Genomic DNA, 13,177 nt, shown 5'->3' on the forward strand with positions numbered 1-13,177 from the left:
GCCTCCCGTCCGGCCTCGTCGGAAGCGTTCGAGCAAGCCGCGCCGCCCCTGAGGCGCTGGCCTGCTTCGAGGCTGCCCGCGGTCAGCCGCCTTTTCGCTCGCCGCGCTTTGCCGTGCGCTTGGGAGAGGTGTCGGGTTCTTTTTCAGTCAGTCGCTCGGCCGCCGACGTGATGGCCATCCGCCGAAGGCTTGAAACCGCGTCCTCGAACTGCCCGGAGCTCTCCAACTCGTCTGCGAGCCCTCGGAGCTTGTCCGCCGCGCGTGTATAGGCCCGCCGCTCCGCGTGGGAGGAGGGGAGGAGGGAGGCCGAGAGGAAGCCCACGGCCAGGGCGCCCAACCCGAGGCCCACGGGATGGGCTCGCACCGTGCGCTCGGTCCAGGAGCGGGCCTGGGCCACACGGGCACGGGCCTCGTCCCGGGTCGGCATCCGCTCCTTGAGCGTTCCCGTGACGGCCTGTCCCTTTCGCTGAACGGACCGCAGGGTTGCCAGGGTGCTCTCCCGGGCCCCACGCCGGGGAGGCCCGTCGTCCGCCCGTGCGGGTGCCTGCTTCTTACTCGCGGCCTTCTTCATGTTTCGGCCCTCCCCTCGGTATCCGTCACACCGCTGGCGCGGAACACGCGTCCGGCGATGAGCCCCACTCCCAACAAGCCCGAAATCAACCAGCCGGGGCGCTGTCTCACCTGACGCCCCGCGTGCTCCATGAGCTCTCCGACCGAGTGCTGGTCCAGTCGTGATGAGGCGCCACGCAGCACGCGTTCGCCTGTCTCGAGCATGTGCTGAGACAGGGGACTGGGGGTCCGCCGGGTGGCTTGCTCCAGACCTCGGGCCGCGTCCTCCAACGCCTGGGCGAGGTCTCCGCGCTGAACGTCCAGCCGCTCGATGACCCGGTCGCGAGCGAATCCCGCCGCATGCTCCAAGGGCTGCCGTTTCAGCCTCTTCCCGGGTGTCTGGCGTTGCGTATCGCCGCGCGTCCGCCGCTCGCCCTTCGCCTTCGCCGAGCCCATGACGTGCCCTCCTTCTGTTCCCCGCGGGCGGCGGGGATGTCTTGAAGTTAGGCACCGCGCGCTTCGGCCGGGCAGTCGGACTGCGCAAGGTGTGTCTGCTCGTCCGAGCAGCCGGTTCCGCGCGGATGCGGTCATCGCCACCTTTCTTCTCCTGGAGGTCGATATGAAGGCGGAGCAGGAGAAGACGCTGCACGAAGAGGTCGTGGCGACGCTGGACCGGCTCAAGCAAAAGAATCCGGAGCTGGAGGAGGAGTTCCAGCGGGTGCGAGGGTACGCCGTCTTCCCCTCGCTGGGGCGGGCGTCGCTGGTGCTGGGAGGCTCCTACGGCCATGGAGAGGTGTTCGAGAAGGGCAAGCCCATCGGCTTCGCGACCCTCTCCCAGATGACCATCGGTGTGCAGGTCGGAGGACAGACGCTGAGCGAGGTCATCTTCTTCGAGGACCGGGACGCCATCGAAGCCTTCAAGGGTGGCAAGGTGGCCTTCGCCGCCAATGCCTCGGCGGTCATCCTCAAGGCCGCGGCGTCGGGGACCACCAACTACGCGAAATGCACCGCCCACGCCTACTCACGCGGGGGGATGCTGCTCGAGGCCTCGCTGGGCGGACAGAAGTTCACGTTCATTCCCCCCTCCAATGCGCCGGCCCGTGTGAACGGCGATGAGGGCCAGAAGGCGGGTGAAGGCTCCCCGGACGAGCGCTCCAACGGAGAGAGGAGTGGCTGGCTGCCTCGGACGCCGCGCCACCCCGCGGCCCTGGCGACGGGACTGTCGACCGCGGCGATGCTGGTGACCCGGCTCTTGAAGACGCGTGCCAGTGCCCGGTCCTCTCCGCAGAGCTGAGGCACGCATGCGAGAGACGCTCGTCAATCTCGCGCGGCGGGTGCTGGCGCTCGCGCGCAAGGAGTTGGCTGTTCATGGGCGGCTTCACCGGGACGTCCTGGCGACGCTGCGCGGATTGGAAGCGCGCTCGCCCGAGTTCGCCCGGGCGAGAGCCCGCGCCCATGCCTGCGTCGTCTTCCCCTCCCTGGGACAGGGCAGCGTGGTCCTCGGCGGTGTCTGGGGACTGGGCGAGGTCTTCGTGCGGGGGCGACTGGTGGGGTACTCGGCGCTGGTCCAGTTGACGCTTGGCGTGCAACTGGGGGGACAGACTTCTTCCGAGGTCATCCTCTTCGAGGACCGTGAAGCCTTCGAGCGGCTGAAGAAAGGGAGGACTGGCCTGGCGCTCGGCGGCGCGGTGACCCTGGTCAAGGCGGGCGTGGCGTGGGCCCGCGGCCCGAAAGGCAGTACGGCCGTCGCGCTGGCCACGCGCGGTGGTTTGTGGGCGGGCGTGGGGCTCGGGATGCAGCGACTCTTCTTCGTGCCAGCGGTCCTCACCCGGGGAGGTGTGTTGCGTGAGGGCCTGCCATCCCTAGCTTTTTCAAGGGCGCGAACGTCGGCTCCGAGGGCGAACGGAACCAGGGAGAACATGATGGCCAAGGCGCAGGCGAGCAAGTCGGGGCGGAAGGGGCTGGATGGCCCCTCTGCCTTGGGACGTCGGATTTCGGGCGCCGATTCGCGCAAGGTCAGCGAGCGCGCTCGGGCGGCCGTCCAGAAGGTTGGTGAGCGAGGCCGGCAGACCATGGAGCACCTGCGCGAGCGGGTGCCGAGCGGAAGGGAGATTCAGGCGCGAGCGGGCCAGGCCCGAACATGGGCCGCGGACCAGATGGGGGCGCATGCGGTCGCGATAGGACTCACCACGCTGGCCGCGGGAATCGCGGGAGCCGCGCTGCTCCCGGTCTCGGACCGCGAGCGACGTGCCTTGTCCTCGGCGTCCGGCAAGGTGAAGTCGCTGTCCCACTCGATTGGTGAAAGTCAGGTCCTCGCCCGGGCGAGGAAGTCGCTCAGCGGCGTGACGAAGTCGGTCGGCGACAGGGTCAGCCGTGCCAGGAGTGGCGGTACGCCCGAGGTGGCGGAGCAGGCGCGCGTCCCGCGCAAGAACGCCCCCGCGCGGGGACGGAAGACCTCGGGGCGGTCCGCGGCGGCGAAGACCTCCCGCCCCACCGCGAAGCGCGCGAGCCCGAAGAGGGGTCCAGGCGGTGCGAGGAGCACGAAGAAGGCGGGCGCGAACCCCACGCACGCGAAGACCTGAAGCCGTCCGCATGCGCGAGGTCCCTCGCTTCTCGCACCGGAGCCCCCAGGCCCGGTGAGGTGGGCCTGGGGGGACTTCAGGGGTGAATCACTCCACCCAGTGCTGGACGGTCAGGATGCGGAAGCCGGTGGCGACGTTGACGAAGAAGTGGACCTGGATGCCGGCCCAGGGGCCGTCGTCGTAGCCGAGGTGGCAGCCCTTGAACGTGCCGCCCGCGATGCGCGAGTCCAGGTCCGACAGGCCGTTGGTGACGATGCTGGCCGGAATCTGCCCGTGGTACTGGGCGGTGCTGGCGGCGCTCGCGACGTAGCTGTGGACCTCGGCGGCGTTGGCCAGGTTCGGGCGGTTGGTGAAGCGCGAGTTCGGGAAGGTGGCGGGGTCGATGCCGAAGCACGTGGCGTAGTCCAGCCGGTCATTTCCGTGCGCGCCCGCCATCACGTCCTCGATGTCGAACGAGAGGTCCATCTTCACCGTCCAGTTGCTCTCCGGCACGGCGTTCACCGTGGAGACGAGGACCTCCAGGTCGTAGCCCTGGGTGGCGGCGTTGCGCAGGGTGCGCAGGCTCGCCGCGCCGATGCCGGACGCGTTGGAGATGGCCTGCACCGAGGTGAACGGGCGCAGTCCGAGCAGCTGCGTGGCGCCATTCCACGCGTAGGGGAGGATGGCGTACAGCGTGCCGGCGTTCACGGTGTTGACCAGGGAGACCACCGCCGCGGCGTCATCGGTGGAGAGCGCGAGCTCGTCCATGATGCCCACGCAGCTGCTGGTGATGTAGCCCAGCGAGCGCGCGCCGCTTTCGATTTGCGTCAGGCGGACCGGGCCGACCAGGTGGACGCCGGAGACCTCCGCCAACGTCACGAAGGGCGCCGTCGAGCGGCGGCTGACGAGGTTGAGGACGACGTCGCTGGGCAGATACGCGTCCAGCGTCGCGGGCGCGGCGGTGTTCACGAAGGTGAGCAGGCCCTGGCACTCGGGCGCGAGGTCGACATTGGTCGTCGTGAGGGGGGCGACCTGGTCCTTGGGCGCCTCCGTCGACGACGGTTCGGAGGAAGGCTCGGGGGACGTGGTGGGACCGCAGCCGACCAGCAGGCTGGCGGAAAGCAAGGCTGAACCGAGACGACGCATGGATGACTCCTCAGGGGTGTGGCGTGAGGCGTCCCCCATACACCAGTCGCATGGGTCACTGACAATCCAAGCTTTTGTGACATGTCGGAGTGAGGGGTTGCTTTCTGGACCTCGTCTCTGGACTCGGGCATGCAGGAGGGCCGTCCACTTACGGGCTCCATGTAGGGGCCTCTCCCGGTGAAGGAAGTGCATGCGAGCCTGTCCGTGCTGCATGGAGACGCTGACGGCCGGGTTGCTGGGCTTCGGCAGCCGGCGCCTGGCGGGACGCTGTGAGTCATGTGGCGACGCTGTGTGTGAGACGTGTCTCAGCACGCAAGTCCTTGACGCGACGGACTTCCGGGCACGCGCGGGCACTTCGGCTCAGGCGGGTGTGCAGGTGAAGGGGCGGGTGTGTCGCTCCTGCCTGTGGGATGTGTTGATGGACCGGGGTGAGACACCGCCCTTTCCCGCGCCGCGCGGACAGCGTGAGCGCGCGAGACGAACCGCACGGGAAAGTTGCACCCACGGTGACGTGAAGCCATGCATGGCGTTCTGTCCGACGTGTGGCGACGAGGTCTCCTGGAAGAGTGAGCACGGCAACCCCTCTTGCGAGGCCTGTGGCGCGCCCTCCCACCGGGACTTCAACTGTTGCTGGGCGTGTGGCGAGTCGTTCGAGGAAGAGAACGCGCCGAGGCCCGTCGCCCGTGGGTATCGGCTCGACTTCGACTGTGATGCTCCGGAGTGCACGGGCAAGCTGGCGTGGCTGATGCCCTTCTGTCCCTGGTGCGGCGAGGAGAAGCACTGGGAGCATGAGGGGAGCCTGGAGTGCGACGAGTGTGAGGTGCGGCTCGACCAGGGCTGGGCGTTCTGCGTGCGCTGCGGAGAAGAGGCCCCGCTCCCCGACGACTGTCCCAGGTGTGGAGTGGGGCTGGAGGAGGCCGCGTCGGCCGCGCGCTGTGAGCGGTGTCACCACGTGGTGTGCGGCGACTGCTGTGACGTCCGCGTCGTCACCCAGGACGGTGGTGAGGCTCAGGAGCGGTTGCTGTGCGCGGGTTGCGCGGAGGGCTTCGACCCGGTGGGTGAGGCGGAGGCGCCTCGACCTCGAGACGAGGCGCGCGAGGTTCCTCCCGAGGAGCCCGAGGAGCCCGTCGAGCCACCCGCCGAGACACCTCCCACCGCGTGGGAAGTGCTCGGGGTCTCACCCGGCGCACCACTGCCCGACGTGAAGCGGGCGTACCTCGCGCTGGTGGCGCAATACCATCCGGACAAGGTCGCCCAGCTGGGGCCGAAGCTTCAGGCCCTGGCCCAGGAAGAAACGCGCCGCATCATCGAGGCCTGGGAGCAGGTGCGGAAGCAGTCGCGCCCCTGAAGCCGCGCCGTGGCATGTCTGACATTGGAGTTCGTTCGGCTCGACCTCCAGGGTGATTGATTTGCGCCTGAATCCATCCAGGTGTCACAGTCTTTGGCATGGCACGCCAGTCAAAGAGGACCTGGGAGGGTTCGACGGATTCTTCGTCGAAAGTGTCCGGGGGCGCTTCCTGGGCGAACGTGGTGCCACCCGCGCCACGCACGGAGCTGGAGCCAGTGAGTGGCACGCCCTCCGGACTGGGGCACGACTTCGGAAAGCTGAGCCTCCTTCCTCCTGTCGGTGGGAGCGGCTGTGAGGCGAGGGCGCCCACGGGGCTGGAGAGCGCGCTCCGGGGGCATCAGGGACAGCCGCTGCCTCCGGCCCTGCGGGCTGATGCGGAGCGGCGCTTCGGTGGCTCGCTGGCTTCGGTGAAGCTGCATGACGGTCCGGAAGCGCATCGCCTCGCACGGGCCGCGGGCGCGCGCGCGTTCACCTCTGGCAGGGACGTCGTCTTCCGTGCGGGGCAGTACGCGCCCCAGACTCCCGCGGGGAGGGAGCTGCTGTGGCATGAGCTGGCGCACGCAGCGGGGGCTCCTCGGAGTCCGGCCGTGGTGCTTCGCGCGCCCCTCTTCGATTTGACGGAGTACACCTCCAGTCCGCTTCCTCCGGGGCACACCGTCGCCAGCACCCGGGCACTGCTCGACGCGCGCATCAAGAAGGGAGACATCCTCAGTGCCACCGTGTCGGGTGCTGGCACGAGCGTCGATGCGCTCATCTTCCTTCAGTACTTCTTGTGGCAGATGAGCCGCAGGGACCGCTGGGACACGGTGCTGACCCAGTCCGTCCCGCTGGGGTGGCCACCGCCGCCGGGCAGCACGACTCCTTCACCCAGGGGACTGGTGCGCGTCGCCATCGACGCCACGGGCAATGCCCGGATCGAACTGCTCTCCAGGGCCGCTGTCCCACAGTCCCCACAGCTCGCCGACCCCGTGGTGAATGCGCACCTCACCACGACCTTTGGCCTCAAGGTCGTCAATGGTGACAGCACCTGGACCGCCGCCCATCTGAGCGATGTGGCCGCGGCCCTCGCCCTGTTGCCCGCGACGGATGTCGCGGCCTTGAAGGACGTCGACCTGGTGCGCATGCAGGCGCTCCCCAACGGACGCGCGGGCGAGTTCTCCAGGGGAGGCGCGGTGCCGCAGGGCTCCACGGCACCACCGAGCCGGGCCACGCTCAAGCTGGCGGATGGTGCGTTCGCCGCGAACACCCGCTTCCTGGGAGAGGCCGCGAACCCCCGGCCCGCCAGCTATGGAACCATCCTTCACGAGGTCGGTCACGCCGTGGAGGTCCAGGTCGCGCGTCCGCTGCATGCGCGGCACGCGGAGGCCGTCGTGGACCAGAACAAAGCCGTCGCGGCGCTGAATCCAACCGTGGAGCGCTACGAGCGTGCACGGGTCGCGGGCCGCCAGTCGGAGACGCAGTCGCTCCGGCCGACGGTGGTTGCGCAGCGGGCGACCTATGACCGGGCGCTCCGGACCGTCCGCACACGCCAGACCGCGCTGGATGCCGTCCAGGTCCCAGCCGCGACCATCGCCTTGCTCAAGACCGCGTTGAGCACGCAGCGCACGCAGGCCCAGGCCGAGCTCACCACCGCGACGACCGCCGCGGCGGCCTTCGCCCCCGCGGACCAGACGGAGAGTGCCGCGTTCCGCTCCGCCATCACCGCCACCGTCGCCGCCCTGGATGCCTACGTGGCGCAGGCTCCGGCGAGCAGCGACCTGGACGCGCTGGACAAGACCCTGCTCGCCGCGTTCTCCGCGCGGACCGCCGCACGTGACGCGCTGCGGACCGCGAACGCGGCGAACCCCGCGCTCGTGACCTATGCGTCGGTGCTCACCTCGCAGGATGCCTGGAGGGAAGCGGCCCGTGAGCTCGCCCATACCCGAGGGCGCTCGCTGCGACTGCAGCGCTTCGTGGACGTGGTGAAGGCCCACAACATCGTTCCCTTCACGAAGTACGCCCGCGACAACTGGCCCCACAGTCCCGAGGAGTTCTACGCGGAGGCCTACTCGCTGTGGCTCACGAATCCGGCCTTCCTCCAGACGAACTACCTGCCCATCCACGACTTCTTCCAGAACGGCGACTACACGAAGTGAGTCGCGCGCTCTTGCTGGCCCTGATGGGTGTCGTGTTCTGCCCGGTCGTGGCGTGCCAGGGGCACCGAGCCACTTGGACGAAGGAGGAAGACATGGGGCCGCCCCTGCTGGAAGAGCGCCTGGGTTATCCCACCGGCACGGATGCGGATGCCTCCGAGCGCGCGGCGCGCCAGGAGGCCTCCGAGCGAGTCTACGAGCAGGCCGTCGCCGCATACGAGTCGGGCGACTACGCCAGCGCGGCCCGGGACTTCCTGCGCGCCTCGGAGCCGCTGCTCCAGGAAGAGGGCGCGCCCGCCTGGGACGTCATGGCCTACAACCGGCGTGTCTGTTACGCGAATGCCTGGAGTGCCTGGCGCCTGGCCGGAGACGAGGAGCAGGGCCGCGCGGCGCTCGAGGCCGCGCGGGGCAGGGACCCCGTCAATGCCTCACGCATCCAGGAGCTGCTCGGCGCGCCCGCTGAGTGAGGGTGGTCTTGGAAAGGAGTGAGGGATTGCATGAAGCCGCCCTAGGATGCCAGTTCATGCCCTTCTCCCTTTCCTCTCGCTGGTTGCCGCGCTCGCTGCGGGCCCTCCTGACGTCGCTCATACTTGGCGGGGCCGCAGGGGTGGCTGCCGCACCGCCGGAGCGTGGTACCGGTTCTCCAACTTCAACCCAGACCTCGGATGAACTCGCGACCGCACTGATGAAGAAAGTGGTGTCGCCGACCGACAACGAAGATGCGGCGCTCGGGCTCATCGCCCTCTTTCCCAAGCTTTCATCCGAGCGTCAGGCGGAAATCGCGTCCCTGGGCACGTCGACCCAGGCAGCCCTGCAGGTTGCGCATATGGGGGTTGCGAATAGCTGGCTGACGGGGGTGGTGTGCCGGGGACAACCCATCAACGCACTCCGCCGAAGGCGCTTAATCAAAGAGGACCTCCGTATCTACGACCTGGAGTGTCCGCCGGGAAAGCCACATCAGGTTCGCTTCCGCTTCACGGAGGCGAAGCCGGAGGCGCCTTCGACCGTGCCGTTGACGACGTCCGCCGTGGAGATGGTGCTTCCTCGACTCCAGCGCAAGTTTGGCATCGAGACCCTGGAGGAGCTGCGTACGGCTGTCGAAGAGCCAATGGCTCCAAATCTTTCGAGCGGGTGGCTGCTGGGCCACTTGATGGACGGGCCGGCCGGGGTTCGTGTCTACGAGGCGATACTGAAGCACGACCCGGACAACCTCGACGCGATTGTAGGCCTCGTGACCATCCAACTCGGGTTCGGGGACGCACAGGGGGCGCTGAAAACGCTCGACGCGGCCTCGCTCGCGACGGTGACGCTGACGGACGTCCGGGGTGACGTCACGAACAAGAGCGCGCTGCTGACGAATCGCTGCGCCGCACTGCACATGCTGGGGAAGCAGGAGGATGCGCTCGCGGCTTGCAAGCAGTCCGTGGCGATGGGGTCGAGGAAGGCCGGTCCCTATTACCTCGCCATGCTGCTCTACCTCCAAGGTGACGATGTCCAGGCCCTGGCGCACGTTCGCACGAGCATCGCCAACGACTCGCGGATCCCGCAAGGTCACTTCCTCGAAGGACTCATCCTTCAGTCCCTGGGGCGGCCCGGGGAGGCGATACAGTCCTGGGGGCGGGTCCCGCAATTCGGACCGGTGGCGACGTCATCGCTCGAGCAAGCCCGTTCCCGGGCGGCGTGGATCAAGCTCATGAAGGACTTCGAGCGAGAGCAGGGTGCAGCGAGCCTCGCGCTCTGCGGGCACTATTTCCTGGACTTGAAAATGCCGGAGCGCGCGGAGTCATGCTTCTCGCGGTCCCGTGCGGTGAACCCCATCCATGCCACGGTGGAAAGGCTGGACCACGAGGTCGAGTCCGCTCCGGCGCGTGCTTTCGAAAAGCTCCAGACCGAGCTGCGAAAGCAACGACACCCGGGCCTCCTTCGAGTCATGGCGGCCTACCATGCGCGGGCCGGACGGAGTCAGGAGGCGCTTCGTTGGCTCGACGAGTCCCTTCGAGCGAATCCGAGCCAGGAACGAGGGCTGACCCTGCTCAGTCAGATTTGCGCGAGCCTCGAGGATAAGGACTGCCTCAAGCACTATCGCGAGGGACAGGCGCCGCGCTAGGGACCTCGCGAGAGCGATAGGGCGCCCCCTCCCGCCTGTGCCGAGGGGGGGCGGACTCAGGCGCTCCGTGGCCCACTTTCTCCACGGAGCGCCCGGGACAGCACTACTCGACCAGCACCTGGATGACCCGCTCCGCCGTGTTGCCCGCGGCGTCGGTGGCTCTAATCAGGACCAGATGCGAGCCGGGGCCGGAGAACGTCACCGGGATGGTCGCGAGGTTCGTCCCCGCGCCCACCGTGGTGGAGTTGACCCAGTTGGCCGTCACCTGGACCGACGTGAGGTCCGTCACCTCGGTGATGACGTTCACCGTCCGCGGCTGCGCCTCCCCGGGATTCGGCGCGACGACGCGAAGCAGGGGCGCGGTGCGGTCCACCGTCACCTGCCGGCTCGCGATGGCGATGCGTCCATCGGTGGCGATGACCGTGAGCGTGAGCGTGTGGTGTCCTTCCGCCAGGCTCAACCACTGGACGACGTGTCCGCCTCCGGCGTCAGGCGTGAGGCGCACCGGCGCGCCCCCGTCGATGGAGAGCAGCACCACGCTGATGGGGGCACCACCAGGGCTGGCGGTGGCCCAGCCGCACGCCTTCACCTGCGCGGCGGACGTGTAGCGCGGCACATCGCACATGATGAGGCTGGGCGGCGTGCCCGCGGAGTCGACCACGTGGATGGCCGTGGTGCAGGACGCGCTGTTGCCCGCGGCGTCGGTGGCCGTGTACGTCACCGCCGTCGTTCCAAGCGGATAGGTGCCGGCGGCCGGACCGCTGGCCTGCGCACCGCAGGCGTCGGAGACGGTGGCCGCCCCGGGCGTGACGAAGGCTCCGCCAGGCCCGGTGGCCTCGACGATGCGCTCGGGCGGACAGGCGATGACCGGCGGGGTGACGTCGACCACGGTGACGGTGCCCGTACACGTGTCGGTGTCCTGCCCGTCGGAGACCGTCAACGTGACGGAGTGTGTTCCAAGGCCGAAGGGGCCCGCTGGCGACTGCGACACGGAGAAGGGCCCGGGGTGCTGGTTCGGGTCATAGCTTCCGTTGTCCACATTCGCCGGTGCGGAGCAGGTGGTGGCGCTCGCGTTGACGGATACGTGGCGGCAGAGGGCCACGGGCGGAATGATGGCGATGCAGGTGAGGCTGACGGGCGCGCTGCCCGCGTTGTTGGTCTCGATGCACTCCGTCTCGCGGCCCGTGCCGGTGCCGTCATCGTCCGCCCGGGCGAAGACCACCGTGTTTCCTCCAGAGGCCGAGGCGAGCGTCGCGCTCACCATCGCGCTGTTACCAGCGGAGAGCACGGTGGGAAGGATGCCCACGCCCAGCAGCGTGCCGCCGGAGGTGGGGTCACCCTGGTAGAAGGCCACGCGCAGGCCCGCGGAGGTCGCAGCGTCACCCTGGTTGGTGACGCGGGCATGCAGGGTCAGCGCCCCGTTGGTCGTGTCACACGACGAGGTGATTTCCGTCACCGTCACGTCGGCCGCGGCGTAGGGGCTGGTGGTGCCCGTGCCCTGGCTGTTGGCGCGGAACGTGTTGAGCCCCGGCGTGCGCCAGTTGGCGATGGGGTGCGCGGGGATGGTGCCGTTGTCGTTCACGTTCGTGACCGAGTACGCGTGCTGGTTCCAGATGCGACGCGTGTTCACCCAGCCGTCCTTGCGGTCTCTGAACACGCGGATGCCGGCGGGCCCCGGGAAGCCGTAGTTGTTCGACGCGACGACGATTTCCGCGTTGTCGTCCGCGTCCACGTCGACGATGAGGGGGTTCTCGTATGTCGTCCCGGAGGCGTGCGCGACCTCGAAGCGCACCGTGCCCGTGGCGCCGTCGTAGATGCGCAGGCGGACCTCGTCGGCGTAGACGACCTCGGCGCGGCCGTCGCCCTCGAAGTCGAAGGTGGACGAGCCCGTCACGTTCGAGCTGTTGTCCTGGGTGGGGCTGGCCCACTTGACGGTGCCGTCGGACTCGAAGACGGCATAGCGGCTGGCGCCCGCCACGCCGATTTCCGGCAGCCCGTCCGCGTCGAAGTCCGCGATGTTGGGCGCGCCACCGCTGCCGCCCCCGGGAATCGTCTGACTCCAGAGCAGGGTGCAGTCGTCATCCATCAGATGGACGCTGCCGCCGCTGACCACGACGATTTCCCCGTTCGAGTCCGCGTCGAAGTTGCCCACCCCCGAAAGCCCGTTGCCGATGGTGGTGTTCCGGCACTTGAGGACGCCGGTGTGGCGATAGATGGACCGACCGTTGACCACCTCCTGCAGTCCGTCACCGTCGATGTCCGCCGCGAACGAGATGGGACCCTGGGGGCCGTTGTTGGTGTCCGTGCCCGCCCACCTCAGCGCCCCGGTGTTGCGGAAGACGTGGTGGCCGTTGAGGATCTCCACCGTGCCGTCGCCGTCCAGGTCCGCGAACGAGGGACCGCCCCAGCTATTCTGGGAAGCCGTCGTCCGGAACTTGTAGGCACCCGTGTTCTCGAAGCAGAGCAACCCCGCGCCGCTCTCCGGGATGGCACACAGCTCCACCAGTCCGTCCCCGTCGATGTCCGCGCCCGCCACGCTCGCGGCGCCGCGCACGCGCAGGGCCGGGTCCGTCACCGTCCACAGCTCGCTGCCATCCGCGCCGCTCAGCGCTCGCAGCACGCCATTGGTGGTGTAGTTGCTGCCCTCGAAGGAGCTGAAGACGACGTCCGGGACACCGTCCCCGTTCACCTCCACGACGATGGGCGTCATCATCACCTGGACGTGGGTCGGCATGACGGTGCTCGAACTCCAGGCCCACTCGAGCTCCGGCTCGAAGTTCGGGTCGAAGGGGGGCTGGACCTGGCACTGGCCGTTCGCCAGCGCGGCGACCTCGCCTGGCGACCCGGCTTCCGGCGAGACGGGGAGCGCGGCCTCACCCCTGGCGGCCAACGCCAGAAGTCCTGTGACCGACAGCCGAGCGCACTGTCTCGCGTGCCACATCCACTTCCCTTGGGGCGTGCTTGTCATAGATATGTTCCGTCCTTGGTTTGTTTTTCCAGTGAGTCCGTTCTATAGGGGACTGTAAGAAATCACCGCAAGTGAGTCAGAACTGAACTCGGAGTAGGTGTTTCAGGGGGGCGCCTGCCATTGGGTTGGGGGTCGGTGGCGGCTTCGTTGGCAAAGTGCCAATAATGCGGCCCCATGGGTCTTCCGGTGCGTGCGGCGCTGGTTCAAGCGGTGGGTGGGCCGTTCATTCTCGACGAGGTCGAACTGGACAGGCCTGGCGCGGGTGAGCTGCGGGTTCGAGTGACAGCCAGTGGCATCTGTCACACGGACCTCACCTACCGGGCGGGGGCGGGGAGGTTCCCCTTTCCGGCGGTGCTCGGTCACGAG

The 13,177-nt window shown here is 68.6% G+C and carries 11 protein-coding genes; 7 read left to right on the forward strand and 4 right to left on the reverse strand.

Annotation, left to right across the window (positions count from 1 at the left end):
• Positions 1 to 82: 82 nt before the first annotated feature.
• Together HR086_RS48540 and HR086_RS16790 are read right to left on the reverse strand one after the other, a co-directional pair.
• Positions 83 to 571: a hypothetical protein gene (locus HR086_RS48540; RefSeq protein WP_254626352.1), complete on the reverse strand. Its 489-nt coding sequence runs from the start codon at positions 569 to 571 to the stop codon at positions 83 to 85.
• Positions 568 to 1,005, reverse strand: coding sequence for a hypothetical protein (locus tag HR086_RS16790; protein WP_254614683.1), 438 nt, complete (start codon positions 1,003 to 1,005; stop codon positions 568 to 570). Before HR086_RS16790 ends, HR086_RS48540 begins: the two co-directional genes overlap by 4 nt.
• Before the next feature lie 163 nt (positions 1,006 to 1,168).
• Here HR086_RS16790 and HR086_RS16795 point away from each other — a divergent pair, with 163 nt between their 5' ends.
• The gene (locus HR086_RS16795; protein ID WP_174463340.1) at positions 1,169 to 1,843 is read left to right on the forward strand and encodes a lipid-binding SYLF domain-containing protein; all 675 of its coding nucleotides are present in this window, start codon (positions 1,169 to 1,171) and stop codon (positions 1,841 to 1,843) included.
• A gap of 7 nt (positions 1,844 to 1,850) precedes the next feature.
• Positions 1,851 to 3,131, forward strand: a complete 1,281-nt coding sequence (locus tag HR086_RS16800) for a hypothetical protein (protein WP_174463339.1) — start codon at positions 1,851 to 1,853, stop codon at positions 3,129 to 3,131.
• 87 nt (positions 3,132 to 3,218) lie between these two features.
• On the opposite strand, the gene HR086_RS16805 is transcribed toward HR086_RS16800, so the two are convergent.
• The gene (locus tag HR086_RS16805; RefSeq protein WP_174466129.1) at positions 3,219 to 4,256 is read right to left on the reverse strand and encodes a hypothetical protein; all 1,038 of its coding nucleotides are present in this window, start codon (positions 4,254 to 4,256) and stop codon (positions 3,219 to 3,221) included.
• 523 nt (positions 4,257 to 4,779) lie between these two features.
• Here HR086_RS16805 and HR086_RS16810 point away from each other — a divergent pair.
• From HR086_RS16810 to HR086_RS16825, 4 genes are all read left to right on the forward strand, one after another.
• On the forward strand, positions 4,780 to 5,604 hold the full coding sequence (locus HR086_RS16810; RefSeq protein WP_254626353.1) for a DnaJ family molecular chaperone: 825 nt from the start codon (positions 4,780 to 4,782) through the stop codon (positions 5,602 to 5,604).
• A 182-nt stretch (positions 5,605 to 5,786) separates the two neighbouring features.
• Entirely contained in the window at positions 5,787 to 7,739 is a 1,953-nt protein-coding gene (locus tag HR086_RS47965) for a DUF4157 domain-containing protein (RefSeq protein WP_217441841.1), read from the forward strand.
• Positions 7,740 to 7,831: 92 nt separating this feature from the next.
• Positions 7,832 to 8,203, forward strand: coding sequence for a hypothetical protein (locus HR086_RS16820; RefSeq protein WP_174457997.1), 372 nt, complete (start codon positions 7,832 to 7,834; stop codon positions 8,201 to 8,203).
• 26 nt (positions 8,204 to 8,229) lie between these two features.
• Positions 8,230 to 9,843 (forward strand): tetratricopeptide repeat protein, encoded by a 1,614-nt coding sequence (locus tag HR086_RS16825; RefSeq protein WP_174466130.1) that lies wholly within the window; start codon positions 8,230 to 8,232, stop codon positions 9,841 to 9,843.
• A 103-nt stretch (positions 9,844 to 9,946) separates the two neighbouring features.
• On the opposite strand, the gene HR086_RS16830 is transcribed toward HR086_RS16825, so the two are convergent.
• The gene (locus HR086_RS16830; protein ID WP_254626354.1) at positions 9,947 to 12,733 is read right to left on the reverse strand and encodes an FG-GAP-like repeat-containing protein; all 2,787 of its coding nucleotides are present in this window, start codon (positions 12,731 to 12,733) and stop codon (positions 9,947 to 9,949) included.
• Between the two features lie 252 nt (positions 12,734 to 12,985).
• Here HR086_RS16830 and HR086_RS16835 point away from each other — a divergent pair.
• A partial coding sequence (locus tag HR086_RS16835; protein ID WP_174466132.1) for an alcohol dehydrogenase catalytic domain-containing protein occupies positions 12,986 to 13,177 on the forward strand: 192 nt, incomplete at its 3' end.

It is taken from the genome of Myxococcus sp. CA039A (assembly GCF_013336645.1).
GTDB lineage: Bacteria > Myxococcota > Myxococcia > Myxococcales > Myxococcaceae > Myxococcus > Myxococcus llanfairpwllgwyngyllgogerychwyrndrobwllllantysiliogogogochensis.